This window comes from Loktanella gaetbuli (assembly GCF_020531945.1).
Lineage (GTDB): Bacteria > Pseudomonadota > Alphaproteobacteria > Rhodobacterales > Rhodobacteraceae > Loktanella > Loktanella gaetbuli.
Map to the genome: position 1 here is coordinate 70,145 of NZ_JAJATZ010000009.1, position 26,029 is coordinate 96,173.

Below are 26,029 nucleotides of genomic sequence, written 5' to 3' on the forward strand. Positions count from 1 at the left end.
AGACCACCTTCACAGGCATCCCGGGTCCGTCGCGGCGTCAGTGTCACACTGGCTGCGCAGGACCACGGACACGGGACCGTCAAGGGCGGGTGTCGCCTGTGACAGGGCCAGCGCGTCCTGTGGCGTCATTTCAAGGGTCAGGGTCGAATAATTGTCGCGTCCCGACGCCAGCCATTCGTCGTAGCTGAACATGTCGCCCACCGCGATGACCTTGACGTCTTCCATCAGGATTTCGGCCTCTGACCCGGCGAGGTTGGACCGCACGCCGATCAGGTCGACGCGGTTGCCGGGGGCCACCTGATAGTTCAGCGCGCTCTTGGTATCGACGGAAATGGTCAGGGCACGCATGCCCGGTGTGATCACCTGGTCCAGACGGGTTTCGGCAACATCCTCGAACAGGTCGCGGGTCAGAATGCGACCGCGCGGCAGACGCATGTTGATCGGCTGCAGTGTCACGAATTGACGTGTAGCGGCACTGTCCGGAAAGGCATAATCGCCAAGATTGCCACCGGTTTCCGGTATCTGGACCGATGTCAGGTGTTCGGGGCGCAACTGGCTGCCGGCCTCTAGAAAGGCGTCAGGCAAGTCGGCCCGCAGCACCAGATAGGCGGGTGCATCATTCACGGCCTCGATTTCGGCCATGCGCTGCCACGACATGTATCCGGCGACCCCGCCCAGCAAAAGCCCAACGACGATCATTGCCACGTATTTCATGAAGTGACCAACCCGACTTAAAAGGTGAAAGTTTCGGCCTCATCGAAGATGTTGGGTGCCTGCGACCGCATCCATACGATGAATTTCGTTCCCGCCAGTGCGAGGAACGTCACCAAAGGCACGGACACGACACCAAGTATCAGGACTGCCTCAAGCGAGGTGACGCCGCGGTCATCGCGCAAAATACGCGCCGCGACGTCTATGAATTTACGCAACGGATTGCCTTACCAAGAAGAACCGGCCGTGCTGGACAGGCCATCAGCGGCCGAGTCCATGCTGGTGCCAGCTGTCTTGGTGTTGTCCACCACAGCCGTGCCAACATAAGCAAGAAACATAACAAGCGGCAAAACAATGACGCCGATTTTCAGAATATCTCCAGGACCCATCTCGTACTCCTTCGAAGAATCAATTAAAGATTGTCTTATTATAAGCGGAAGTCTGCTTGTTAAAAGCATTTTTTCTTATTTTTGCCACAATCGCGTGAGTTCGCTGATCTCCTCGGGCAGCAATTCGGGAAAGGTCGGCATTTCTCCTGTCCACATCAATGACTTGCCGTTGGGGCCGTCCTTATCGGGCTGCAAGTTAAAGATCGGGGCCATTTGGTAATAGTTCGTTTCGGGGTCCAATCCGCGGACCTCGGAAATCTCGACCACCCGTCGAAAACCCCGCACACGCGAAATCTGAACGACAACCTCGACCGCCGCCGCGATCTGGCGTTGCAGCGCGACCAGCGGCATGTCCACCCCCGACATCAGGCACAGCGTTTCGACGCGGGCAAGGCAATCGACCGGGCTGTTGGCGTGCACGGTCGACATCGATCCTGCGTGGCCGGTATTCATTGCCTGCACCATGTCCAGCGCCTCGCCCGCGCGGCATTCGCCGACGATGACCCGGTCAGGGCGCATCCGCAGCGACCCCTTGAGCAGGTCGCGGATCGAAATGCCACCGTCGCCGTGTTCGGTCGGTTTTTGCGCCTCGAGCTGGAGGACGTGACGATCATCCTCGAACCGGATTTCGGTGGTATCCTCGATGATCAGAACGCGATCATCTGGGGCGATCATTTCGGACAGGGCGTTCAGAATCGTCGTCTTGCCCGAACCAGTGCCGCCCGATACCAGCAGGTTCCGGCGCTGTTCCATCGCCACGCGCAGATAATCCTGTGCTGCCGCACTGAACGACCCCTTTTCGCGCAGCATATCAAGGCTGATGCGGTCCTTTGGAAACTTGCGGATCGCCATCGACAGACCGGGCCGCGCGGCCGGGGCCTGCACGATATGAACCCGGTGCTTTTCGGGGGTGCGCGCCTCGATCGACAGGTCGTTGGGATCAAGGCGTTTGCCTGCATATTGCAGGATCGCACGGGCCAGCGCGGTCAGGTTCTCAGGCTCTCCGAAACTGGCACCCGGCAGGCGGGTCAGTTTGCCGGACAATTCGACATAGATCTCATCCGGGCCATTGATCATGATCTCCTGAACGGAGTCAGCCATTTTCCGGCGTTCGGGGTCTTTTTCCTCGGGGTCTCCGTAATAGGGGGCAATCGGGCCCAATAGTCCCTGGATGACCTGCGCATGGTATCTTGCGAAAACCTCGTCGTCGCTTTCGCTTGCGCCAATGACTGCAAAATCATCCAGCATGCCGTTCATAGCGGCAGCATCCACACGCCTTCGGCGATACGCCAATAGAGCATGAGAGAAATGGTCAGCCGGATCATCAGGACCATGATCGGCACACCGAACACCGCAAGGATAATTACGTATTCCAGGCTCATTTCCGCCCTCCTATTCCATCAAGCGGTCGATCACGCCGCCACGGGACACACCCTTGGATCGCAATTGCAGATAGGTCAGCGCCCACCCGGTCAATAACATGAAACCGAGGAACGCGAGGAGTCCTAATGCAGGGACCGGCAACACATCCAGCATTTCGCCCAGCGCAATCCGGTCATATTCCGTCGACAGCGCACGTATCGCGCCAAAGAGCGTCGCCCGAATGGCAAGAAACAGGCCAAACGCCACGGCCAGCCCCAGCACAACGCACATCGCCACCTGCATGCAAACCAGCACGACGATCTGCAGCGGCGACAGGCCACCCACGATCAGCGTCGCATATTGCCCGCGCCGGTGTCCCAGCACGGTTCCCAACTGCACCCAGAGGATTGCGACGCCCAGACCGACCAGCGACCAGCCGACCGGCCCGGACACCGCATCGATCAGGCGCGACAGGAAGCCAAAGCGCATCAGGCTGTCGCGGTAGATATTGTGTATGGCGATCCGGCTCTCGGTCGCCTGATCTCCACTCTCATCAGATGCACTGGCAAGAGGCATGCACAGCGTATCATCCAGCGCACCCGACGTGACGCCATCACAGGAAATGACGGACACCAGGCCATCCAAACCGATCCGGTCCTCGGCAAAGACAAGCATTTCGTCATAGCCCGAGGATGCGTTCGCCGTTTCGATCGTGATCGGATCATCGCCGCAGGACGATTGCGCGGAATCGGTCGCGCCGAGGGCAAAGGCCCGTTCGCGTGGATTGATCGCAGAACAGGGGGCCGTGTAGCGGCTGACGTCGACGCCGACATCCGGAACAGGCTGGGGTGACAGGCCGTCCCAGTCCGACAGCGCCAGATCGCCCGCGGTGGCAAAGAGCGCGGCCACAACCCAGGGCACGGTCGCAGCACAGGTCCCGCCGCCATTGTCGGGCGCTGACCAAGATACGCGACTGGGATTGGCGACGGACAATGACCCGCCCATGGCCGCGTGCAGGTCCGTCAGTGCGGCCCCCATGGGCGTGCTGCGGGCGGCGCGATCTTCGGCCGACATCAGCAATAGCGACGGGCTTTGAACGCCGGCTACAGGGGCAATGGGCGCAGGCCCCGCGCTGAAATCAAGGCACAGACCCGGACTGGCGGAGGCTGCTGCTTCCAGCGTGTGCAGCGCAGCGGGCAGGACAAAGTCGGGCGCGATATGGCCCGCGCCAAGGTAATTGGCCCAAGTCACGCGAAACGGCACGAGATGTGCGCGGTCGTTGACCCGCATTTCCAGCCAAAGCAGCGACATGTCGTCCAGCGATGCGATGTCTTGTGGAATATCATCCAGCGCTGCGGGCGGCACCCGCCCGGCCAGCGCCGCGCGATAGGCGTCCAGATCCAGGAATTGCGCAAAATTCTCGCGGTCCAGCACGATGGACCACATGTGCGAAACCACGTCCTGCGACAGGCCGGTTGCCGTTGCCGTGGACCGTTGCTGACCGGCCAGTACGCTGCCTGTGTCGGCAAATATCCCCTCGAACGCGGGTTCCGCGTTCAGGCGCGGTTCGGTCCAGACATCCTGCGCAGGCAAGCGGATAATATCGCCGTCGAACGTCCGCCGGAATGTCTGCACGGGAAAGCCACGCGCCTCCAGATCGTCCACCATGTCCTGGGTCATTGCACCGGCGTCGTTTTCCGCCAGATAGTTCTGCCGCACCCAGACCGGCACGCCGTAGCCCGGCACCTTGCCCAGAAACGCATCGACAGAGCGTTCCAGCACCCCCAGCTTGGCGCTGAAAATCACAATACCCAATAATTGCAGCAAGGCGATGAGGGCCAGCAGATATGCAAAATCGCGCCCCCCCGGCGGGCGCGGCAGAAAACTGCGGAACAATTCGTTCCAAGCCATGCGCAGGATCAACATCAGGCCATCACACCCGCTGTGTTATCCCACCGCACGGACCCGTCGGCCACGACCAGCCGGCGCGGTGCACCCGTATCCGCGGGATCGCTGTCATGGTGCGTGACCCAGATCAACATGCGTTCCGGCGTCAGCCAGTCGGTCAGCATCGCCATGATCGTGCGCCGTGTCTCGCCGTCCAGACTGCCCGTGGGTTCATCTGCGAACAAGACGACCGGATCCTGGACCAGCGCCATAAGGAGGGACGTCCGCTGGCGTTCCCCGCCCGACAGCTGCCCCGGAAAGCTGGCGGCGATGCGCGCGACCTTTTGCGCATCACCGTCAAAGGCGGAATTCAGACTGCGCTGTGCCGCATCCCGCGCCTGAGCGCGGCTGTGACCTCGATTTTCCAGCGCAAATGTCAGCGCCTCGGTGATGGTCATGAATTCGGGCACATGCGGTGTCTGAAAGGCGAAACCGAAATACCGACGCCGCAACCGGCCCAGCATGTCCGGGGATGGGCCGCGATGCCCCCAGTCCAGCTGCGCCCCGTCGGGAAAGGTCCATGCGATCCGCGCCTCGGGGCTTTGCGGAAGTGTGGTCGCGGAAATCAGGTGCATCAGCGTGCTCTTGCCCGCGCCTGATGGTCCCATCACCGGCACGCGGTTGGTGTTCCCACCGCCGTAGCGGATGTCCAGCCGTCCGTCGCAGCGGATGCGGAACTGGGTGCCTGACCCCGCACGCCCACGTGCGAAATCAAGGTCTGTCACCGTGCAGCCCCAGTCCGTCATGCAGCCTGCCATGCGTCCGACCGCCGGATCATGGCAGGAACTGGTTGGGTATCCAGAACCAGCGCGCGTTCAGATCGACATAGCTGTATTGCATCGTGTCTTCGGGAAAGCTCTTGAAGTCGTCGAAGGTCAGGTCCGTCACGCCGTCATACCGCATGTCGCACCGATCGGTCGGGATTTCGGCGCTGGTAAAGGTCGGCACGTTGCCACGGTCGATTTCACGAAAGAAATCGCGTCTGACGGCCAGCCAGCGGATCACGAAATAGATCTCGCAGGAATCGATCGCCTCGTCAGCCGAACCGCCGCCTTCGGCCGCAAAGATGAAGTCACGCAGGCTGTAGTTCATCAGGGGGGTTTCGCTGCCTGCGGGCAAGGCGGCCTTGAGGTTGAGGAAATCCGACAACGGCATATCCAGTTCGGCGGGTGACAATTCACCCAGCGACCGTTCCAGCCCCTTGACCAGCGAGGTCAGGATCATCTGGGACTGCTGCGGAACCGACATGTCGGTGACGTCGCGCAGCGGGCGCAGCATCAGGCCCCAGTCGTCGAATTCCTCGGCCGACACCAGCACGTCAACCTGCGTATCCTCGCCCGCGCGGACATAGCCGCGCGTGGTGTCTGACACGATCTTTTGGGTGCAGGCATCACCCAGCGTGTCGCAGACCCGCCGTTCGATCTGGGCCAGACGCAGGGCAGGCACGCCATTGGCACTGGATTGCAGGGCGGTAATGATTTCGACCAGCGCCTCGCCGGTCTGAAGGCCCGCGATGATTTCCGTCACCGGCCCCTGATCGCCAAACCGGGCGACCTGATCGGTGATGATGCGGATCAGCTCGCGCTGGGCAGCGTCGCTGTCCTGGCCGTTCATCGAGAAATAGTTCTGTTCCAGATCCAGCGACACCGGGATCTGCTGGCTGTCCTGATAGATCGACCCGATGGTGCCGATCATCAGTTTGGCCTGCACCTCGTATTTCTGATAGGCGCTGAGATAACGTTCCAGCCGGTCGCCCGTTGCCTGCAGCGCCTTAGCCGCCTCTGGCACATGGATGAAAAACGGGATGATCGGGTCCACGGTCTTGGACGACACACCGTTGACCAGCATGTCGACCACGGCCAGTTCATCCGTCAGCATGTCCGGCACGCCGCGCGAAATCAGGCTCTCGCTGTCATAGCCCGTGTCACCGATGACAAAGAGCATTTTGACGTTGTCCTCGCAGGCGGTGATGTCGTCGGACGCCTGTGCAAGCGCCACGATCAGCGCCTCTTCGTGGTCGGGATCGGGTTCGTTGCCGCTGCCGAAACCGGTGTCGATCTCTTGCAGCATCGTGTTGAATGTCTCGCGGTTTTGGGTCAGCGCGGCCTCGTCCGGGGTGCAGTTGCGATCCAGCGGCAGGCCTTCACCGATGCCGAAATTCCCGGCATAGGTGTCGCGGTAGACCCGGAAACCGTAACGGACGGTCACATTGGAAAAGCGTGGATCGCCCTCGAATGAATCCTGAATGGCCGGGATCACGCCCTTGACGGTATCGCTGCCGATCAGCGCCTCGATATGCGGTTCCATCGACTGGGTGCCGTCGATGAGAAAGAAAACGTCGAGGTTTTTCAGCTGCTGCAATTCGCGGATCGCGTTGTCCAGACCGGCGACCTGTTCCAGCAGGGCATCGCGCCCGTCCTCGCCCACGGTGGCGACGGGCACGGCGATTTCGTAGAAATCTTCTCCGTCGATTTCCAGATCCCCGATGATCGGCAGGCGCACGTTGGACGTGAACCAGCGCGGACCGCCCAGAACCTGCACGTCGCAGGCATTGCCGGTTTCGGCGTCAGCCGTAGACAGCGAGGCGCGCGCGGCGTCTTCGGTCTCGTAGACGCACATGATCGTTTCTTTTTCGACCTCGAGGCTGCCGGTATCGGCGTTTACGACCATGTTGTCGGACGGGCGCAGGCCCAGTCGCGTGTTCCAGCGATATCCGTCGTCGGCGGAGACCCAGCCATTCAGTGGCTCCAGTGCCTCTGACAGGTTCGAACTCATGAGCAGGACGCTGTTCGTCTCGGGGTCCTCGGCAAAGATGAAGAACCGCTGGAAACGTGTCATGCTCTGACAGATGCCGTTCAGTTCGGCGCAATCATCGCCGCCGGGGTCGGTGACCGGCACGACACCGACCTGCGCATCCTCGGCCGCGTTCGCAGCCGTGCGGATGTAGAATTTGCGCGAGATGTTTTCTTCGGTCATCAGCGGCGTGGCGCGACAGGACACGTCATCGGCAGCCACCCAGCCCAGCATCGGCGAGTCCGGTCGCGTGTCGCGCCGCACGTGGATATAGTCGCCGTCCTGCGCAATCGGGTTGATACGTTCGTTGAACACCAGTTCGCCGATCACGGTGGCGTCGGCACCGGGACCGTCCCGTAGGGGGGTCGCCCCAACCATCACCGGAATGATCCCGTTGCGGATGATTTCGCCGGTTTCGGCGTTGAAGCTCCCCAGCGCATCGGGTCGGTCATAATAGCCCAGGCAGCTGCCTTCGATCTGGGCCGAGGCAAGTGTTGGCGCAGCAGACAGAGCAAGAACCAGGGCAAGGCGTGCATAGGGTTTCAAAAGCAACGTATTCGTCCTCGTTTTACTATTTTGTCAGATCGGACAGCAGCGACTGCAAGTCGGCGCTGACCGAACCTGCGGTCACTGACGTACAACTGTCGAACAAGAGGCGCTGTGTGAACATGTCACAATCAACAGCACCGGAGGTATCGAGCAAATGCACGGGAATGCCCAGTACTTCCCAGGCGAGCGCCTCTGGCGAAGATGTCAGGTCATCGACATAGACATCATCGCCCTGCGCGATGATGACCAAGCCTGACATGTCACGCCCGGCCTGACGCCAGATCCAGATGAAATCGCGCAACAGTTCGGAGCGGGGTGTCAGAAAATCCAGCCCGCCGAAATTTGCATCCTGCACCGCGTTCGCATTCAGGTAGAGCGACTGACCGGACACCAGTGTTTCGCGCAATTCGTTGCGGGACATGGTATAGCTGACATTGGCGCAGGCTTCGGCCTGACTTTGGGCGGTGGCGGCCGCCTGCAGGGCGTCGACAAGGGCAAAACCCAGATCGCCGTTCATGCTGTCGTGTTGGGCCAGATGCACCAGAACAGGCGGTTGCGTGCAGGTCGAGAGCGGTGTTTCGGGTGCGACGCTCAGTCGATCCTCTGACACCTGCAATGCGGCACAACGCGACAGAGCGGTGCCTGTATCGGACTGAAGTTGCAGCGATCCGCAGGCCAGCACGGGTGCTGCATCACCCAGCGCGTCCAGTGCGATACTGTCCGACCGGGTCTGACAGGCGTTGTCACCAAACAACTGCACGACAGTACCAGCAGTCGCGGTCACGCCATCCGACAGCGCCAGCGGCAACCGCAGATCGGGCAGTTGCCTGACCATATCCGCGGCCACATCCGTCAGCGACGGACCCAGCGGTGCCACCTGTGTCAACAGATCCTCGCCGGGGCGCTGCACCGCAAGGCGGACAGCGTCGGGAAACACCGCCTGTGTCCAGCCGGCCTCGGACAGGGTCGCGCCCTGCCCAGTGATGTCGAACGGTGCTACATCATTGCATGCGTCCGCCGCGCAGTACCCGGTCACCTGCAACTGTGCGTCCGCCAAGCCGCAAGTCGCAGCGCCATCCACCATGTTCATGTCGATCGTGATCGCCGGGCGCAATTCGGGGGCCGGGGCGAGCACCACCTCTGCGGCATCGCCAAGAGCCACGTCGAAATCACCCCAGATCGCAGATGTTACGCGCAGACGGTCTACGCCGTCGGCCAGCACACAAGTCAACTCGGCGCCTTCTCCGCTGCAATCCTGGGCGCGCAGCGTATCGCCTGCGGGTCCCGTCACGGCGACAGCCCGGCAGGCAGGCGCGAAATCATGCACGACCATACCGGCGTCTGCGTCGGCAAATCGCGCACCCGCGAGCAATTCGGCACAGAATGGGTAGTCCTGCGATTGCAGCATGACCGTCGAACGCAACGGCAGGTCAATGTCATAGAATTGACGGCCCGCGTCATCCAGGCCGACCTCGACGATGTTGAGGGCGCGATCGTCAAGCGGCGCTTGCCAATCCGCAACAGCGATGCGGACGCGCTGCGATGTGCGATCATGTGCCGGCTGGGCCTGTGCCAGTGTGGGCACCTCCTCTTGCGAGGCGGCACCGGGGTCATTTGACAACAGTTGGCCTGCGTATTGCATCACGCCGTCCATCAGCGGAAATGCAAGACTTTCAGCATCATAGGACAGATCGGTCAGATCGATCTCGACAGCTGCGCGATCGCCTGAATTGTACCGCAATAGGCGAGTGGATCGGTCTGGACATTCGAATGCCGCGCTTTGCGCATCAATGCTGACATTTACAAAGCGACATCCAACCAATTCGAGATCACGCGCCTGCAATCCAGATGGAATCGGTAGGGAAAAGACGACGTTGGCATCTGCATCGCCTGATGCGGAATCAGTCTGCGCCCCTGCCGGAGACGTGGCGTGTGCGGCAAGGCCAATGATGAGAAAATACCTGCAAAGCCAATGGATTGGAGATCGTTTTTTCAGGCTCATGTTACGCAAATCAGCATTGAATAATCCGCAAACTTAAGTCTGTTAAAAGGTTGATCGCTAACTTACTCTAGGTCAATGATTGGTCAACAGATTTATCTCGTGGTTTTGTGATGCAAGGACTTTTCCGAAGTGTGATGCGGCTTGCGAAATGCCAGCGCGGTGCATTGCCTTCGATTGAGTTCATCCTGCTACTGTTTCCCGTGTTTATCGTGACCATGTCGCTGATCCAGCAGATCCTGATCGCGCAGGCCGTGGTGACGACGGAATACGCTGCCTATGCGGCGGGGCGATCCGCGCTGGTGCATTCGTGCCGCCCCGTGCCGATCATGGCCCCCGGAGAAAGCCCCATCGGCACCGCCAAGGCGATCTGGGGCGCGCTGAATTGCGACGAACCCACCACAGAGGACGGATCGGTCCCGTGGGAAACCGCCGCCCGAATGGCATTGCTGCCGATTGCACCGTCCAGCCTGTTCAGCCAGGAACGGCAGGGCAATTGCCGCTACCCCGAGGCGGCGGTTGAATTCATCGTGCGTGGCCCCGTGGGTGAAACACTGCGCGACGCCGTCGAGCAGAAGGCCTGCTATGTCTTTGAGGGGGCGAACGTCTCTGTCGATCTGGATTGGGTCTGGACCGAGGCACAGGTGACCCTGGTGCAGACCCTGCCCCCGATCCGCGCCGAGGTCACATATCACATGCCGATCTATGGGCCGGTCGCAGGTCTGTTTTCCCAAGGGCGGCGCGATGACGGGACGCATTTCCGCATCATCAAGGCCGAGGCGACACTGCTATGATCGCGCTGCGCGCCACCCTCGCCGATCTGCGGCGCGATGAACGTGGCGCATTTGCACTGATCGCGCTGACCGCCGTGCTTCCGCTGATGCTGATCCTGTTCCTGATCGTGAATTCCGGCAAATCGACCTTTGACAACACCCGCACGCAGGACGCCGCGGACATGATCGCAATGGCCCATGCGACCGAGGCCGCACGCGCCATGAACACGCTAGGCATGAACCACGTCAGCCTTGCGCAGAATTACACGACAGCGGTGAACGCCAGCTCGCTGCACAACACCATCAACATGCATGCGGCGGTTCTGGGCATGGCGTCTGTCGAGGCCGGTTACTACGCCTATCAGACCTGCAAGAAATACAAGAATATCCCCAAGATCGGTGCCATTCTGATGGCCGCCTGCATGATCCCCGCGACGACCTATGCGGCGGAACTGGCCGCGGATGCGGCACTGACGCTGGCGCTTCATGTGACCATCAATCCCAAGGGTGCATTGGACAACGCCAATGACGCGCTTCTGGCGCTGACCGCCCAGAACACCGAAATCGTGGACAGGTTCCCGGACGTGATCCGCCAGCAAGGCCGCCTGATCGCGGCAGAGCACAAGATCAGCGATTTCTACATCGATGCCTCCTGCGAAAAAGGCATGGCAGAGAGTTGCGACAACGGCACGCAACGGCAGGGCATGGAACTGCCCGTGACGCGCAACGAACCGCGTGCGGTCTATCCCCGGTTCTGCGCCGCGTTGTATTTCGGGACCGGCGGTGTGGACCTGGGCAAGATCCCGTTCCTCAGCAACATCGCCCCGCAAATGGGCAGCCTGGCACAGATCCCCGCGATCCATGGGTCGTTCCACCGGCGTGGATTCGACATCAACAGTGGTCCGATGTACGGCGGCAGCGAGGATGACCCCTATCTGCCGACGCATATCTCGCGCGATTCAACGATGGGTGACAAGCTCAAGCATTATCACAAGGTCAGCCAGGAAAAGCGGCTGTATGACGGGCTGATCAATGCGTTCCAGATCCCCGGCATCACGACCGAGCTGATCGCGGGCATGGCATGGCGCGCCGCATGGGGCCTGAGCACCCGCCGCCAGGAAACCAAACTGCGCGAGGCCATCGAAAGTCTTAACCCGCTGGAGTTCCTGATCATCGGCGGCAAATCGACCAAGACCTACCGCAGCTTCAATCCACTGGCGACCAGCTATCCGTTCGATCAGCGTATCGATTCCAACATGTTCACGCGCATGGTCGAACTGCGCACGCTGGCGCAATGCAGCAGCGTGCAGTTCAGCGCCGTCCCCGGTATCGACGCGATGGGCGGGTTCCTCGATGCAATCGGGCTGGTCACGCAGGTCGAGGATTTCGACCTCTACAATGCGATCCCCCTCGAAGAAGAAGGTTTCGTCCCCTCGGTCAGCATCCTGCCGGACATCGACGATTTCCACGATGATTATAACGCGTTGGTTTTTGCGCTCCGTGCGCCGAACGAACGCTGGGCCGGGCGGTATTTCCGCACCCACGAAGCAGGGTATTTGCGTTACGCACAGGGGTTGGTCTTCAATCCTGACGAAATCTCGATCTATTCGCAGAACTGGCGCGCCAGATTGGTGCCCGCCGACAAGATGACGCGGCTCAGCGGGGTCTTGAACCGGATGGACGGCGAAGTACCCGAGAGCTTTGGCCCGTATCGCACGTATCTGGAACGCCTCAATGGCGCAGCATCCGCGGGGTGGGCCGATGCCGTTACACGCTGATTTCCGTCGTTTTTTCCGGCGCGAACACGGGTCTGTCACGATCGAGGCGATCTGCTTTCTCGTGTTTCTGATGACCGTGGCCGTGTCGTGTTTCGCCCTGTTCCCCATCGTCAAGAACGGGGCATCCGGCGCGATCGACAACCGCACCGTGATCCGCAATGCGTCCCTGAACGAAAGCTGCAGCCATACGGGTCTGTTTCCGGGGCAGCCGATCACCGTCGGTTTCCGCGAGAAAAGCCAGGTCACCATCCACTGCAACATGAACATCAACGGCGAAACCGCGGTCGAGGATGATCAGCGGTTCTGGACCATGTTGCAGGCCGCAGGCGATGCCAAATATCCCAACCTGAACCGCGCGCAGGAACCGGTCATGGCGTTCAGCGCCGTGCAGTCCGAACAATTCTCGACGTTCTTTGGGTCACCCACCAGCACGTCGATGATCTGGTTCAACAATGAAACCTTTGCCCCCAGCAATGAAACATGGCTGTTCAATGTGCCCCGCTGGGCCGAAGGCCATGACAAGGTGATCTGGGAAAATTTCACCAATCGCCAAAAGGACCTGTTTCCGCGCGTCTATCCCAGCGCCAAGACCCCATCGACGGGCACAGCATCCGCCAGCAACCTCGAAGAGCTCGAGATTGACTATGCCAGCGCCGTGCGCCCCGACTTCAACATCACCGAAGAGCTGGAACGCATAACGGCCGTCGCCGCGACCGTCGATACGGGGGCCGTGACAACGGCCACGGAAACGACGGTGCCGACACAGGTGACGGCCAGCGGCACCGGCAACCAGCCAAACGCACCCCCCACATCCGAAGGCGGCGACACCGGCGGCGCACCCGCGTCCTATGCAACGCCCCCGCTGGACAACCTGTCGAACTACATGCGCGAAACGCTCGCGTCGCGGATCGGGACCGCACAAGGCGTGGCAGAGGGTGCAATCGGCTGGGTGGGCGACATGGTCGGCGGTGCCGCCACGGCCGTCGAAACGGTCTACGAGGCCGGCGTGGTTGGCGTCGAAGAAGCCACGGGCTGGATCAACGACGACTACGCCGCCTCGCAGCAGCAGGACCTGGTGGACCGCGGCACCGGCATTCTGGAGGCCGCACAGGAGCTGATGGATGACCCGGCCGCCGTGGCCGAGGCCTTTGCCGAATATTACGCCGCCCAATACGAACACGCAGACGCGCTGGAGGCCGCATATCGCGCAGGCGAAGGCGACATATCCCTTTATCAAGAAGCAGAGCGCATCCGCGCCCGCACGACCACCGAACTGGGTATCATGGGCGTCGAGACGGCGGCCACCGTCGTCGGCGTCGGTGCCATTGCCAAAGGCCTGCGCACGGCCCGGATCGCAGACAAACTGGACGGTGCAACCCCGCTTGCCATTGCGCTGAACGGCGTCCGCCAAACCCGGCTCGCCACCGAGGCGGTCGGCGACCTCAGCCGTCAACCCGGCCGCACGACACCGTTTGACATGGACGATGTGCGCACCAGAACAGATGAGCTGGTTGAGGCTCGAAATCGCGATCTTGATGAAGATCTGGCAGAGACTCCAAGCAATGCACCCTACGATGCTAGAGCATGGCGTGATTATTATGATGAGTTTTACGAGGGCGACGTTACCTCTACGACAGTGCCACCATACAACGCAAAGAATGTCCCGCTTGCCGGCCAGCGACACCCAAATACTGGGGTCGTATTTGATCAACGTGGATTTCCAGTGTTTGATGACTTTACGGTGTATGATACGCGCTTCACTGGCCCAGAGTTCAGGAATGCCAGCTATCAAACTCAGATGAGAATGGGGACGCGCGACCTGCGAACACAGATCGAGAACAATCCGCAGCTCAGATCGCAGTTTAACGAGGCCCAACTACAGGCTATCCAGTCAGGCAATGCAAAAATTCCAGGCTACACATGGCATCATCACCAAGATTCTGGGCGGATGCAGTTGGTCGATGAGGATATTCACCGGAACACCGGTCATATCGGTGGCGAAGCTATGAGTGAGGGACAATAGATTAATGGCGCTCCGGCTAACCAAAGACGACGGCGAAGACATCGGCTTTGTCAAAAGCTGTTTTTTCATGGGCATTATCGACTTTAACGAGCTCCAGAGATGGCTCCATCACGTTGTGGAGACACAAGATGATCTGCCGGACTACATCTGGTCGATGCTCGATATGAAAGATAAATTCGATTTCAAACCGTTGAAGGTATTGGGATTTACGCCATACTGGGATCACTCGCGTGAGGAAGAGCAGGCATTGGCCGGAATAGGGTATTTGCGGAGCAGCACCTTCACGAGTGACCTCGCATCAAAGACAGATGCCATCAAACTACTGGATGATAATCCGCATATACATGAGCGCTTCCAACACACTTTTCCATTTCTCACGATTCACTAGGTGTTTGATCCCACGGTTTGATGGTGCGATCCTTTCTCAGGCTTGGAAGGAAGCATTATGGGACAAATTCGTCATGGGAGCGCCAAGACCACGCACGCCGTCAGAGCTGCAATACAGCGATCGCAAGCTACGCTCGCGCAGCTAAGCGCGGAGTTGGGCATTAATCCCGAGACGGTCGCGAAATGGCGGAAGCGTGCGACCGTCGAAGATTTGAAGACCGGTCCGAGAGAGCCGCGCTTAACCGTTCTGACCGCGGCAGAGGAAGCTATGATCGTCGCTTTCCGGCGCCACACGCTACTACCGCTTGATGACTGTCTCTATGCCCTTCAGCCCTCGATCCCGCACCTGACACGTTCAGCGCTGCATCGGTCTCTGCAGCGACATGGGGTTTCTCGCTTACCACATGTCGAAGGCGACAAGCCAAAGCGGCAGAAGTTCAAGCGATACCGCATCGGGTTCTTCCATATCGACATTGCCGAGGTTCAAACGGTGGAGGGCAAGCTATTTCTCTTCGTAGGCATCGACCGGACTAGCAAGTTTGCGGTCACGCAATTGGTCGATAAGGCTGACCGCAAGACAGCATGGGAATTCCTCGAGCTCCTGCTGAAGTCCGTCCCCTACCGGATCCATACGATCCTGACGGACAACGGGATCCAGTTCGCTGAGCAACCCCGCAACCGCAATACCGCATCATCCAGGCAGATGCGGTTCGACATGATCTGCGAGGCAAATGAGATTGAGCATAGGCTCACAAAGCCCAACCACCCGTGGAGTTTCGAGGATGAGAAAACAGTCCGGGGGACTGTTTTCCCGAGGGACGGCCAAGTCGAACGAACCAACCGGACGAAAAAGGATGCTACCGTCGAACGATACCATCACGACAGCCACGACCAGCTGCGCACACAGCTCGCAGACTTCATCTTGCGTCGGGGACGACAGTCCACTGGACTGTCGTCTGACCCCTCCTCACCTACAATTTTTCTCGCAGACTGAAGACCCTCAGCGGGCTCACGCCCTACGAATACATCTGCGAAATCTGGACATCAGAGCCAGACAGATTCATCATCGATCCGATCCATCAAATGCCGGGACTGAACACCTAACCCTAAATCGCGGACGTTTCAGGGGAGCAGGTCAGAACCGGTTTCCACGAGGAAAGGCAGAATTCCAACGCACCCATAGGTGCGTTGGAATTCTGCTCTAACATCCGACATGGACGGCCCCAGACTGTATCGTTGCGGACACATCAAACTTTGGGGCGACCGGATGCCGCCCGTACCTCTCTGCAGCATTGGATTACGCCTTCGCCAGACGACGGATGGCGCGCAAACCTGCACAACCGGAAAACGGGGTCCAGACACCATGCCTGTCATTGGTCATACGGCCCGAAAACAAGGGCCACGGCTTTGCGGGCCGTGGCCCTTGTCATTAAATCAGGCGGGCCGCACTTTCGATTTTTGCTCACCCAAGCCGGCAATGCCCAGCGTTACCACTTCACCACCATGCAGGAACTGCTGCGGATTTTGCCCCATACCGACGCCCGGTGGTGTGCCGGTTGAAATGATGTCGCCGGGCTGCAGGCTCATGAACTGGCTGCAATAGGACACAAGGTGCGGGATCTTGAAGATCAGGGTCGCTGTCGAACCCGTCTGCATCCGTTTGCCATCGACATCCAGCCACATGTCCAGATCATCCATGTCGGCAATTTCGTCCAGTGTCACAAGCCACGGCCCGGTCGGACCGAAGGTGTCACAGCCCTTGCCTTTGTCCCAGGTGCCCGCGCGATTCAACTGGAAGTCGCGTTCGGACACATCGTTGATCACGCACAGGCCAGCGACGTGATCCATCGCATTCGCTTCGTCTATGTAGGAACCGGGTTCGCCGATCACGACGCCCAGCTCGACCTCCCAATCGGTTTTGACCGAACCGCGCGGGACCTGAATATCGTCGTTTGGCCCAACAACGGCAGACGTCCATTTGTTGAAGATGATGGGCTCTGCCGGGATCGGCATGCCGGCCTCTTCGGCGTGGTCGGCATAGTTCAGGCCGATGCACACGAATTTGCCGATACCGCCGACACAAGCCCCAAGGCGCAGATCGTCCTGTGGCGTGCCATCGACCAACGGCAGGGTCGAGGGATCAATCGCCTGCAATGCCTTCAGGCCCGAGGGACGCAGTGCCTCTCCCGCGATGTCGGGCACGACGCCGGACAGGTCACGCACACGGCCATCGTTGTCCAAAAGACCCGGTTTTTCAGCACCCGCAGCGCCGTAGCGAAGAAGTTTCATGTCATGTCCCTTTTGTCGTTTTCAGTGTTGATGCACCGTCGTGACGCCCAAAGCGCCCCGCGGCGGATGATTTCGGTGACTTCCGGCACCTTTAGATCATCGAGTTCGTGCCCGATCGAGCAGTAGAATACCCGCCCTTTGTCCCAGCGGCGCTTCCACACAACGGGAATGACAGTGCCTTCGATCCACCACAAATGATCGCCAGAAAAGGTGGTTGTCGCCAGCACTTCATTGGATGGATCGACAAGCATGTAATATTGCTCTGTCTTGAGGCGGAAACTTCGGATGCCCCTGACGATCGGATCGTCAGGCTTGCAGATGGTCACATCGTAATCGACATAATCCTCGCGCGGTTGCAGATTGTCCGGCCAGCCCGGCGGATGCGCCACGAACTGCCCGCCGATCAAAAAGTGATAGGTCGGGCGGTCGCGGAAGGCATCGCCCATGTGACCGTGCCAGCCTGCGATGCCGCAGCCGCCAGCGATCAGCTTCAACAGACCATCTTCCTGCGCTTTCGTCATATTGCCGAATTCTTCGCGATGACCGGATCGTGCAGACGACCAGATCGGCGTAATCAGATCGACATCCTCCAGATCTTCGGGTCGCTCCAGCGGTGCAAGCGTGTCATGCACATCGACCGTGAAGCCGTTCGCTTCGAGCAGGTCCTTGTACCAGTCCGCGAACTGTGTCGGCGCATGCCCTTCCCAGCCGCCGACAAAGAGTGCTGCCTTCATTGCGTATTCCTTCGCATGTAGTCCAGCATCGACGCCATGTCGCGCGCGCCGTATCCGGCGGCCTCGGCTTCGATCAGCTTGGCAAGTGTGGTGCGCCCCTGCGGCATCGCGGTGCCAAGCCGTTCGGCAAGCCTGGCCGTGACTTCCATGTCCTTGCGCGCCAGAGATACCGTGAATGTCACATCATGTGCCGGTTCGTTCAAATAGAGCGGGCGGCGGTATTTCAGCATTGGGGCGCAGGCGGCAGAGGCTTCAATCACGTCAAAGGCTGTTTCGGCTGCGATGCCCGATGATTCCGCCAGCGTCAACGCTTCTGCCAAGGTCTGGTTTATCCCGTGGATCAATGAATTCACGGCAAGTTTCATGACGGAACCCGATCCGGCTTGACTCAGGTAGATCGTTTCGCGGGCTATGGCATCAAACACCGCCGCCAAGTTTGCGTCGCCCTTTTCGCAGCCGGCCATGACAAGCAAATCTGCATCCGCAGCCGCCTGGGTCGCCCCTGAAACGGGCGCATCAATTACGCGGACGCCTTCGGGGGCATTGTTCGATAGCTTCGCGATGTGGTCGGGACTCATCGTTCCCATTTCAACGATCACCGTCGCACCCTTCACGGCAAAAAGGCCATCGACACCGAAATGCACCGCGTCAGAGGCCGCGTCATCGGCAAGCATCGTCACCACGATGTCCGTCTGACCGACCAAATCGGCGGGTGTCAGTGCCACGGTGCAGCTCTCTGCCGCGGCAAAGTCACCGGATGTCTGTGCGGTCCGGTTCCAGACCCGCACATCATGTCCGGCGCCGATCAGGTTTCGGGCCATGCACTGACCCATCCGACCCAATCCCGCAAAACCGATCCGCATTTACGCCACCTTTTGGGTGGGGGCGATCCCTGAGATTGCCTGAATAAGGCTTTCTTCGGTCACCTCGTCTGACGTGAACGTCCGCATGACACGGCCAGAAAACATCGCGACGATGCGGTCGCTGACGTGCAAAACCTCAGGCATTTCAGAGCTGACGACGATGACGGCATAGCCTTGGGCCGCCAGCTCGCGGATCAGGTTGTGAATTTCGGATTTCGAACCAACGTCGATGCCGCGTGTCGGTTCATCCACAATCAACACCTTGGGATTCATCGACAGCCATTTGCCAATGACAATCTTCTGTTGGTTGCCGCCCGACAGGTTGCCCACCGTTTGCTTCCATCCTGGTGTGCGGATGTCCAGTTTCTCCTTATACTTGTCAAAAATCGCCGTTTCCGCGCCGGGTGCGACGAAGGGGCCGGACGACAAGTTGCCGACCTGCGGCAGGGTCATATTGTCCCGACAATTCATGCCCAGCACGAGGCCCTGCCCCTTGCGATCCTCGGGCACCAGCGAAATGCCCTTGCTGATGGCATCCGCGGGCGAGGTGACGCGTACCTCTTCACCGTCCAGCATGATAACACCGCCGTCAGGGTCGCGCAGGCCGAAAAGCGTCTCGGCAATCTCGGTGCGGCCCGCGCCGACCAGGCCATAAAAGCCCAGAACCTCGCCGCGCCGCACCTCAAAGCTGACGTCCTTGAAAAGATTACCACATGACAGGCCGCGCACCTCGAGTGCGACATCGCCAAGGGTGTGGTGGCTTTCGTTGCGCGTCAAATCGAGCGCGCGGCCGATCATCAGCTGGGTCACCTCTTCCTCGGTCGTGTCGCGGGTGTTCAGGGTGCCGCGATAGGATCCGTCGCGCAGAACGCTGATCCGGTCGGTGATCTTGAAAATTTCCTCCATCCGGTGGGAAATATAGATGATTCCCACCCCCTGCGCCTGCAGGTCAGAGATCACGTCGAACAGCACGACCTTTTCCGCGTCGGTCAGGGACGCTGTGGGTTCGTCGAAAATGACGGCCTTGGCATCGACGGTCAGCGCGCGCGCGATTTCGACCATTTGCTGGTTGGCGATCGACAGATCACCAACAATGGTTTTTGCGTTGAACCCGACCTTGAGCTTTTTCAGGATCGCATCGGTCTGCGCATAAAGCGTTGTCCAATCCACGCGTCCGAACGACCGGCGCGGCAATTCGCCAAGGTAGATGTTTTCCGCGACCGTCAATTCCTCGGCCAGGCTGAGTTCCTGGTGGATAAAGACGATGCCCTTGGATTTCGCTTGCAGGGGCGAGGTCATGACCGTCGGCACCTCTGACACGATGATCTGACCTTCGTCGGGCTGGTAGATACCGCCCAACACCTTCATCAGGGTCGATTTTCCGGCCCCATTTTCGCCCATCAGCGCGTGCACCTCGCCGGGCATGACCGACAGGGCTACACCGTCGAGCGCGCGCACACCGGGGAACGTCTTGACGATCCCCTCAAGCCGCAAGGCGGGAATGTGATCGGTCATATCTTCAACTCCTCTTTGCCCTTGGCGTTCAACTGGCGGTCCAGGAACAGGACGGCGATCAGGATCAGGCCGATGACTAGATTGACTGTAGATGTGTCGGCACCGATGTGACCCAGCCCCTTGCGCAACAACTGAATGGCAAGGACACCGCCCAACGTGGACACGATCGAGCCCGAGCCGCCGGTCAGCTTGGTCCCGCCCAGCACGACCGCCGTGATGACCCACAACTCGTAAAGCTGGCCGTCGTTCGGATTGACCGAGCCGGACTCGGAATAGAACACGACCGCAGACAGCGCCGACAGGAAACCGATGATCATGAAATTGATCAGCATGTGCGGGCCGACCTTGATGCCTGCATTGACCGCGGCCTCGCGGTTGTCACCGATGGCGTAGGCGTTCCGCCCGTGGACGGTGCGGGTCATGATATACCAGATGATCAGCGTGACGACGGCCAGAAACCAGGTGGCCGTGTGAAAGCCCAGGAATTGCGCCTCTGCAAAATCAACGAGCGTCCAGTTGAGGCTCGAGGTAGGGTTTTCGCCATTATACATGAACACCAGACCGCGAAAGCCCAGCATCGAACCCAGCGTGACGATGAAAGCATCGACACCGGTTTTCCAAACGATCAACCCGTTGATCGCGCCCAGAGCAACGCCGGTCAGCAGGGCCAGCGTCCATGACACCGGGATGACCCAATCGCCCAGACCGGCAAAGACTGACCACGACAGGCTATCCAGCAGGATCACCGCAGACAGTGCAAAGATCGCGCCGACGCTCAGGTCGATGTTGCCGTTGACCATGATGATGGTCATGCCCATGGCGATGATGCCGATGGGGGCGGATTGTTTGAGCAGCAACAGCATGTTGTCGACATCCATGAACGCCTTGTCGGACAGCGACAGGAATTCACCAGCGATGCTGAAGAAAATCAGCTCGAGCACGATAAAACCCCAGATCGCGCTGTTCTTCAGAATTTTGGACAGATTTCCAGCTTCCATCTTCCCGCTCCCCTACGCGATGTTTGACCAAAGCTTGCCACGTTTGGCCGCGATATCGAGCCAGACCGCAAGAATGATGATGACCCATGTCACGACGTTCTGGACGTAGAATTGCAGCCCAAGCAGCAGCAGACCGTTCTGGATGAAACCAAGAATCAGCACGCCAATGACGGTCTTGAAAATCGTGCCGGATCCGCCGAGCAGCGAGGCGCCACCCAAGATCACAGCAGCCAGGACATCCAGTTCAAGCCCCTGCCCCACTGTGTTTTGCGACCCCATCGACCGACTCGCCTGTATCAGGCCCGCTACGGCCACGCAGGCGGACGACATGATGTAGCAAAGGAACACGATGCGGGCGCGTTTGATCCCGGAAAACGTCGCGGCGGTGCCGTTTCCGCCCACGGCGTAAACCTTTCGCCCGAACGCCGTTTTCGCGAGGATGATGCCCAATAATGCAGCCAAGGCCAGGAAAATCAGGATGGGCACAGGAATGCCCAAAGCGGACCCCTGACCAAAAACGCCGAACCAGGTGCCTTCCTTGTCAGCAATGTCCATGTTCTGACCACCAGAATAGGTCAGCGTCAGACCGTGGATCGCCGATAGCATCCCCAGTGTCACGATGAGAGAGTTCAGTTTCAGGTAACCGACGAGAAACCCGATGAACGCGCCAAGACACAGCGTCATCGCGAACATCGCCGGGATCGCTAGGAACGGGCCAATCTTGTCGTGCAGATCAAGAACGACGATTGTCGAAAAAGACATCATCGACCCCACGGATAGATCAAGGTTCCCACTGATCACCACGAAGGTCACGCCGAGCGCCATGACCCCAAGGATCGCAGAAGACCGGATGACGCCCATCACGTTGTCAGGGCTTAGAAACCGGTCGTTCGCGATGGTAAATCCGATGATGAAAACCGCAAAGGCAATCAAGATGCCTTGCCGCGCCAGCATCCCCCCGATGTCTGCTTTCGTCATGCTCGCCATATTTCCCCTCCCACGGGCCAAAGACCCTGCCCTGTCAGGCGTTCGTCAAACCAAAGTCATGCCACCATCGATCATGACGATCTGACCGGTCATGTAGTCGCTGTCCTTCGACGCCAAATAGGTCGTCGTTCCCGTGATATCCTCGGTTTTCGCGACGCGGCCGCGCAGGATTTCGGACGAGAACTCCTCCATCGCCTGTCCGGGTCGTTCCGCGGCACCAATTGCCATCAGGTCCTGATCGACCTGCTCCCACATCTCGGTCGCGACGACGCCCGGCGCAAAGCCTGTGACGGTGATATTGTGTTTTGCCAGATCGCGCGCACCTGATTGGGTCAACGCGACCACGGCGAATTTGCTGGCACAATAGGGTGCCACGTTGTCAAAGCCCTGACGGCTGGCGATCGAAGCGGTATTGACGATCTTGCCACCCGTGCCTTGGGCGATCATTTGCTGGGCGGCTTCTTGCATGCCGATCATGCAGCCCAGCCCATTAACGCCCATGATGAAATTCCAGTTGTCCTCGGTGACGTCCAGAAAGTTCATGGGTCTGTTCACGCCGGCGTTGTTGAATTTCACGTCCAGCTTGCCGAAGACCTCGACCGTATGGGCGATCATCGCTTTGACGGAAGCCCGGTCGGTCACATCGACCTGTGCGTGGGTGACCTTGCCACCGTTGCGCGCCGCTCTGTCGGTGTTCGCCTGCGCGACATCTCTCACCTTGTCGCCATTGATATCCGCAAAACAAACGTCAGCGCCTTCGTCCAGCAGCGCCTCTGCAATGCCGCGGCCAATGCCCTGTGCAGCACCGGTGACGATGCACGACCGTCCAGTCACACGTCCCATGACGCGGTCCCCCGTAAAATGTAGTGAGTGTCGTGACGGACGGGGCGCGCGGGTGCGCCCCGTCCGATGGGGTAGCCCTTAGAATACGGGCTTCGTGAAGTCAGACATGTTGTCCTGCGTGATCTTCGGCGTGTCGAAATAGTTCAGGAACGGCAGTTCCTCACCGTTGATCAGATCAATCGCGGACTGAAGCGCTGCCTCAGCGTCGTCCACTGGCGACTGATAGATCGAACCCCAGTACTCTCCACGCTCCATCGCCTCGTATCCGACGGCAAAGTTGGTTGCGCCGACAAAGGTGATGCCCTCGGCACGCCCTGCGGCCAGGGCAGCGTTCAATGCGCCGACGCCCATGTTGTCGTCGCCGGCATAGACACCGTCGATGTCGTCATACTTGACCAGGAAAGCTTCCATCACCTGCTGGGACTTTTCACGGTTCCAGTCGCCCGGCTGGGTTTCGACGAGCGTGACGTTCGGGCAAACCTCGGGCAGACGGTCGTCAAAGCCTTTTTGACGCTCGATCGCCGTAGTGTAGCCGGGCTGGCCTGAAATCTGCACCACCCGAGCCTCGTTCTCGATGCCAAGGGCCTTGAAGCGGTCGCACATGATCTCGGCAGAACGCGATCCCTGCGTGATGTTGTCAGGGCCAGAGAACGTCGCGACGAAATCGAAACCGGCTTCGGCGATGTTGGAATTGGTCACGACAACCGGGATATCGGCCTGTGCCGCCTTGCGGACGGCGGGAATGACGGCTTCGCCGTTTGTCGGCCAGATGATGATGGCATCGACTTCCTGCTGAATCAGGTCTTCCATCTGGGCGATCTGGCGGGCCACGTCGCCGCCTGCGTCCAGAACGACGACTTCGACGTTCTCATTGGCTTCTGCTGCGGCGATGAACGCGTTTTCATAGGTCGTCTGGTAACTGTCCACACCGACGTTGTTCTGCGTGATGCCGATCCGCATCGGGCTGTGGGCTTCTGCATAAGCGGACCCGGCAATGGCCAACGCTGCTGTTGCAGACGTCGCGGTCAGGATTGTGCGTAGTGTCATTGTTATCTCCTCCAAGATGTCTCGGACTTTGATGTCCTGTCCCCACTCTCCCAAGGGGAATCACCCTCCGGCATGCCGGTGTGACTGGCACGACCTTGCCCGGCGTGCGGCCTGTGGGCGTCACAAAAAATATCCATAATGGATTAATATTAGTCCGACCTGGATATTTTCGCGATATATTCCGGCAACCAACCCGCGTCTACATGAGGGCACATCTAGTGACGATTTCAAAATCATCCAAATCGAACAATTCACGTGGCCAAGGCCACGCAAAGCGAAAGGCTGCAACCGGGGGTATGAACGTGATGAGGGGGGAAAATTTCGACCTTGTCGTGCCGCCTCAGGTCAAGGCGGACATGGTGAGTGTCCTGTCGTTCATGGAAAGCCTTGGCGACGAGCTGGAAAGTGCGTCGGATCTGTTCGCGGCAAGTCCCAACCTGCGCATTTCCATGCATCTGATCCGCGGACACATCGAAGGGCGGCTTGTCACCATGACGTCGCTGATCGGGGCCAGTCGCGCCCCCTATGCCACCGCCAACCGCCGCATCAAGGACATGCAGGAAGCAGGGCTGATCGACCAGCGGCCGCGCACCGCCACCGGCAAAAGCTTTTCCCTGCATCCAAGCATGGCCCTTCTTGACCAGTGGACCCAGCTGACGCAGCGGGTGCAGCGCCTCGCCGTCGCGCAATTCGGCAGCAGCGTCGCGGCGGACGTGTCCGATTACTACTACGGCGATTCATATCTGACCGCCAAATCGATCCCGCCGATGAAGGTGCTGCAAAGCCCGCTGAAGCTGCCCGGCGGGCTACGCGTTCTGGTGCATGGCGACCCGACGTTCATGGTGATGGACAACCTCAAACGTCAATTCGAACAGACGATCGGCACGCAAATTCACCAGCGCGCCTTTTCAATCGACCGGCTGCGCACCGAGATCATGCGCAACGCCGAACGCAAGGCGAGTGCCTACGACATCATCGCCGTAGACCTGCCTTGGGTGGGCGATTTTGCGCAGAAAAATGTCCTTATGCCGCTAGACCAGATCATGGATATCGGGCGGATCGACCCGTCAGATTTCCACACGGCGGGATGGCAGGCTGTGCATTGGGGTGGTCGTGCCTACGGCGTGCCTGCACAGACCACGCCGGAACTGCTGTTCTATCGCAAGGATCTGTTCGCGAAGGCGGGGCTGGAGCCGCCCGCCACGACGCGCGATCTGCTGCGTGCCGCAAAGGCGCTGCACGATCCGCATCGCGGGATTCACGGGATCGCCTGGAACGCGGCGCGCGGCACGGCGCTTGGCCATACGGTGCTGATGACACTGGCCGACTTTGGCCAGCCAGTGCTTGACCTCAAGCAGAACGCCGGCGGCTTCGAGACAAAGGATCTGGCTGAACGTGACTATCGCGTGACCATCGACACGCCTGCGGGATTGCAGGCGGCGCAGTTCCTCAAGGACCTGTTGCAGTATTCGCCGCCTGATATCCTGTCGATGTCTTGGTATGAACGCATCCGCCCCTACGCGGCGGGCCGGATCGCGATGGCCTACGGGTATACTCTGCTTGCGCCTTACTTCGAGCTGGACGAGGCATCGCCAGCAAAGGACCAGACCGGATACCTGCCGCATCCCGCAGGGCCAGGCGGCGCGCCTATTGCACCCGTAGGGGGATATCTGATGGGGATTCCAGCCAATCTGGCCGAAGACCGGATTCCGGCCGCGGTGGAGGCGCTGCTGGCCTTCACCTCGCCCGCGGCCCAGAAGATGTATGTGCAGAACGGCAGCCGGACGAACCCGCGCTATTCCGTCGGATCGGACCCCGATGTGCAGCGCCTGTCGCCCATCTTTGAGGCGGTGGATGCGATGTCATGGCGCGACGAATTGCAATTCTGGCCGCGCCCGCCGGTCCCTGAAATCGACCAGATCATCCAGATCTGCGGCGAGGAATTTCACGACATGCTCCGCGGGATCATTACCCCGCAGGACGCCCTGCGCCGCGCGCAAGGTCGCGCGGACGCCATCCTATCACGAAGTTAGTCATCACGT

22 protein-coding genes and 1 pseudogene are annotated in these 26,029 nt (G+C 59.8%); 6 read left to right on the plus strand and 17 right to left on the minus strand.

Annotated features, from left to right (window positions below; translation table 11 throughout):
- Nucleotides 1–9: 9 nt before the first annotated feature.
- From cpaB to LGQ03_RS15240, 9 genes are all read right to left on the minus strand, one after another.
- Nucleotides 10–714: a Flp pilus assembly protein CpaB gene (cpaB, locus tag LGQ03_RS15205; protein WP_090159680.1), complete on the minus strand. Its 705-nt coding sequence runs from the start codon at nt 712–714 to the stop codon at nt 10–12.
- A gap of 17 nt (nt 715–731) precedes the next feature.
- On the minus strand, nt 732–929 hold the full coding sequence (locus tag LGQ03_RS15210; protein ID WP_090159679.1) for a hypothetical protein: 198 nt from the start codon (nt 927–929) through the stop codon (nt 732–734).
- Nucleotides 930–938: 9 nt separating this feature from the next.
- Nucleotides 939–1,100, minus strand: a complete 162-nt coding sequence (locus LGQ03_RS15215; protein ID WP_157057569.1) for a hypothetical protein — start codon at nt 1,098–1,100, stop codon at nt 939–941.
- Between the two features lie 75 nt (nt 1,101–1,175).
- Complete coding sequence (locus LGQ03_RS15220; RefSeq protein WP_226749076.1) at nt 1,176–2,357, minus strand: CpaF family protein; 1,182 nt, start codon at nt 2,355–2,357, stop codon at nt 1,176–1,178.
- The gene (locus LGQ03_RS16680; protein ID WP_256212462.1) at nt 2,354–2,482 is read right to left on the minus strand and encodes a hypothetical protein; all 129 of its coding nucleotides are present in this window, start codon (nt 2,480–2,482) and stop codon (nt 2,354–2,356) included. Before LGQ03_RS16680 ends, LGQ03_RS15220 begins: the two co-directional genes overlap by 4 nt.
- Before the next feature lie 10 nt (nt 2,483–2,492).
- Nucleotides 2,493–4,388 carry a hypothetical protein gene (locus LGQ03_RS15225; RefSeq protein WP_226749077.1) on the minus strand — a complete coding sequence of 632 codons (1,896 nt, stop codon included), beginning with the start codon at nt 4,386–4,388 and terminating at the stop codon, nt 2,493–2,495.
- Nucleotides 4,388–5,167, minus strand: coding sequence for an ATP-binding cassette domain-containing protein (locus tag LGQ03_RS15230; protein ID WP_226749078.1), 780 nt, complete (start codon nt 5,165–5,167; stop codon nt 4,388–4,390). The genes LGQ03_RS15225 and LGQ03_RS15230 overlap by 1 nt, the downstream gene beginning before the upstream one ends.
- Nucleotides 5,168–5,183: 16 nt before the next feature.
- Nucleotides 5,184–7,754 (minus strand): SH3 domain-containing protein, encoded by a 2,571-nt coding sequence (locus LGQ03_RS15235; RefSeq protein WP_226749079.1) that lies wholly within the window; start codon nt 7,752–7,754, stop codon nt 5,184–5,186.
- A 19-nt stretch (nt 7,755–7,773) separates the two neighbouring features.
- Entirely contained in the window at nt 7,774–9,492 is a 1,719-nt protein-coding gene (locus tag LGQ03_RS15240) for a hypothetical protein (protein WP_226749080.1), read from the minus strand.
- Between the two features lie 371 nt (nt 9,493–9,863).
- Between LGQ03_RS15240 and LGQ03_RS15245 the strand changes: the two genes are divergently transcribed.
- The 5 genes and pseudogenes from LGQ03_RS15245 to LGQ03_RS15265 all read left to right on the plus strand — a co-directional run bounded on the left by LGQ03_RS15245 (nt 9,864) and on the right by LGQ03_RS15265 (nt 15,815).
- The gene (locus tag LGQ03_RS15245; RefSeq protein WP_226749081.1) at nt 9,864–10,544 is read left to right on the plus strand and encodes a TadE/TadG family type IV pilus assembly protein; all 681 of its coding nucleotides are present in this window, start codon (nt 9,864–9,866) and stop codon (nt 10,542–10,544) included.
- Nucleotides 10,541–12,301: a TadE/TadG family type IV pilus assembly protein gene (locus LGQ03_RS15250; protein WP_226749082.1), complete on the plus strand. Its 1,761-nt coding sequence runs from the start codon at nt 10,541–10,543 to the stop codon at nt 12,299–12,301. Before LGQ03_RS15245 ends, LGQ03_RS15250 begins: the two co-directional genes overlap by 4 nt.
- The gene (locus tag LGQ03_RS15255; RefSeq protein ID WP_226749083.1) at nt 12,285–14,324 is read left to right on the plus strand and encodes an HNH endonuclease; all 2,040 of its coding nucleotides are present in this window, start codon (nt 12,285–12,287) and stop codon (nt 14,322–14,324) included. The genes LGQ03_RS15250 and LGQ03_RS15255 overlap by 17 nt, the downstream gene beginning before the upstream one ends.
- A 4-nt stretch (nt 14,325–14,328) precedes the next feature.
- Entirely contained in the window at nt 14,329–14,712 is a 384-nt protein-coding gene (locus LGQ03_RS15260; protein ID WP_226749084.1) for a hypothetical protein, read from the plus strand.
- A 57-nt stretch (nt 14,713–14,769) separates the two neighbouring features.
- Nucleotides 14,770–15,815, plus strand: a pseudogene (locus LGQ03_RS15265) (DDE-type integrase/transposase/recombinase).
- A 330-nt stretch (nt 15,816–16,145) separates the two neighbouring features.
- Here the strand turns inward: LGQ03_RS15265 and LGQ03_RS15270 are convergent.
- From LGQ03_RS15270 to LGQ03_RS15305, 8 genes are all read right to left on the minus strand, one after another.
- Nucleotides 16,146–17,000, minus strand: a complete 855-nt coding sequence (locus LGQ03_RS15270) for a fumarylacetoacetate hydrolase family protein (protein WP_226749085.1) — start codon at nt 16,998–17,000, stop codon at nt 16,146–16,148.
- The gene (locus LGQ03_RS15275) at nt 16,997–17,734 is read right to left on the minus strand and encodes a ThuA domain-containing protein (protein WP_226749086.1); all 738 of its coding nucleotides are present in this window, start codon (nt 17,732–17,734) and stop codon (nt 16,997–16,999) included. Before LGQ03_RS15275 ends, LGQ03_RS15270 begins: the two co-directional genes overlap by 4 nt.
- Nucleotides 17,731–18,597 (minus strand): NAD(P)-dependent oxidoreductase, encoded by an 867-nt coding sequence (locus tag LGQ03_RS15280; protein WP_226749087.1) that lies wholly within the window; start codon nt 18,595–18,597, stop codon nt 17,731–17,733. Before LGQ03_RS15280 ends, LGQ03_RS15275 begins: the two co-directional genes overlap by 4 nt.
- The gene (locus LGQ03_RS15285; protein ID WP_226749088.1) at nt 18,598–20,112 is read right to left on the minus strand and encodes a sugar ABC transporter ATP-binding protein; all 1,515 of its coding nucleotides are present in this window, start codon (nt 20,110–20,112) and stop codon (nt 18,598–18,600) included.
- Complete coding sequence (locus tag LGQ03_RS15290) at nt 20,109–21,110, minus strand: ABC transporter permease (protein ID WP_090161487.1); 1,002 nt, start codon at nt 21,108–21,110, stop codon at nt 20,109–20,111. Before LGQ03_RS15290 ends, LGQ03_RS15285 begins: the two co-directional genes overlap by 4 nt.
- 12 nt (nt 21,111–21,122) lie before the next feature.
- A complete protein-coding gene (locus tag LGQ03_RS15295; RefSeq protein WP_090161484.1) occupies nt 21,123–22,097 on the minus strand; it encodes an ABC transporter permease in 975 nt (324 codons plus the stop codon).
- A gap of 45 nt (nt 22,098–22,142) precedes the next feature.
- Nucleotides 22,143–22,940 (minus strand): SDR family NAD(P)-dependent oxidoreductase, encoded by a 798-nt coding sequence (locus LGQ03_RS15300; protein WP_226749089.1) that lies wholly within the window; start codon nt 22,938–22,940, stop codon nt 22,143–22,145.
- Between the two features lie 78 nt (nt 22,941–23,018).
- Complete coding sequence (locus LGQ03_RS15305) at nt 23,019–23,987, minus strand: sugar ABC transporter substrate-binding protein (RefSeq protein ID WP_090161479.1); 969 nt, start codon at nt 23,985–23,987, stop codon at nt 23,019–23,021.
- Nucleotides 23,988–24,283: 296 nt separating this feature from the next.
- Between LGQ03_RS15305 and LGQ03_RS15310 the strand changes: the two genes are divergently transcribed.
- Entirely contained in the window at nt 24,284–26,020 is a 1,737-nt protein-coding gene (locus LGQ03_RS15310) for an extracellular solute-binding protein (protein WP_226749090.1), read from the plus strand.
- Nucleotides 26,021–26,029 lie beyond the last annotated feature (9 nt).

Coding starts and splice junctions, on each gene's coding strand:
- cpaB (WP_090159680.1), bottom strand. CDS start 714: ATGAAATACGTGGCAATGATCGTCGTTGGGCTTTTGCTGGGCGGGGTC.
- LGQ03_RS15215 (WP_157057569.1), bottom strand. CDS start 1,100: ATGGGTCCTGGAGATATTCTGAAAATCGGCGTCATTGTTTTGCCGCTT.
- LGQ03_RS15220 (WP_226749076.1), bottom strand. CDS start 2,357: ATGAACGGCATGCTGGATGATTTTGCAGTCATTGGCGCAAGCGAAAGC.
- LGQ03_RS16680 (WP_256212462.1), bottom strand. CDS start 2,482: ATGAGCCTGGAATACGTAATTATCCTTGCGGTGTTCGGTGTGCCGATC.
- LGQ03_RS15225 (WP_226749077.1), bottom strand. CDS start 4,388: ATGTTGATCCTGCGCATGGCTTGGAACGAATTGTTCCGCAGTTTTCTG.
- LGQ03_RS15230 (WP_226749078.1), bottom strand. CDS start 5,167: ATGGCAGGCTGCATGACGGACTGGGGCTGCACGGTGACAGACCTTGAT.
- LGQ03_RS15245 (WP_226749081.1), top strand. CDS start 9,864: ATGCAAGGACTTTTCCGAAGTGTGATGCGGCTTGCGAAATGCCAGCGC.
- LGQ03_RS15250 (WP_226749082.1), top strand. CDS start 10,541: ATGATCGCGCTGCGCGCCACCCTCGCCGATCTGCGGCGCGATGAACGT.
- LGQ03_RS15255 (WP_226749083.1), top strand. CDS start 12,285: ATGCCGTTACACGCTGATTTCCGTCGTTTTTTCCGGCGCGAACACGGG.
- LGQ03_RS15260 (WP_226749084.1), top strand. CDS start 14,329: ATGGCGCTCCGGCTAACCAAAGACGACGGCGAAGACATCGGCTTTGTC.
- LGQ03_RS15270 (WP_226749085.1), bottom strand. CDS start 17,000: ATGAAACTTCTTCGCTACGGCGCTGCGGGTGCTGAAAAACCGGGTCTT.
- LGQ03_RS15275 (WP_226749086.1), bottom strand. CDS start 17,734: ATGAAGGCAGCACTCTTTGTCGGCGGCTGGGAAGGGCATGCGCCGACA.
- LGQ03_RS15280 (WP_226749087.1), bottom strand. CDS start 18,597: ATGCGGATCGGTTTTGCGGGATTGGGTCGGATGGGTCAGTGCATGGCC.
- LGQ03_RS15285 (WP_226749088.1), bottom strand. CDS start 20,112: ATGACCGATCACATTCCCGCCTTGCGGCTTGAGGGGATCGTCAAGACG.
- LGQ03_RS15290 (WP_090161487.1), bottom strand. CDS start 21,110: ATGGAAGCTGGAAATCTGTCCAAAATTCTGAAGAACAGCGCGATCTGG.
- LGQ03_RS15295 (WP_090161484.1), bottom strand. CDS start 22,097: ATGGCGAGCATGACGAAAGCAGACATCGGGGGGATGCTGGCGCGGCAA.
- LGQ03_RS15300 (WP_226749089.1), bottom strand. CDS start 22,940: ATGGGACGTGTGACTGGACGGTCGTGCATCGTCACCGGTGCTGCACAG.
- LGQ03_RS15305 (WP_090161479.1), bottom strand. CDS start 23,987: ATGACACTACGCACAATCCTGACCGCGACGTCTGCAACAGCAGCGTTG.
- LGQ03_RS15310 (WP_226749090.1), top strand. CDS start 24,284: ATGAACGTGATGAGGGGGGAAAATTTCGACCTTGTCGTGCCGCCTCAG.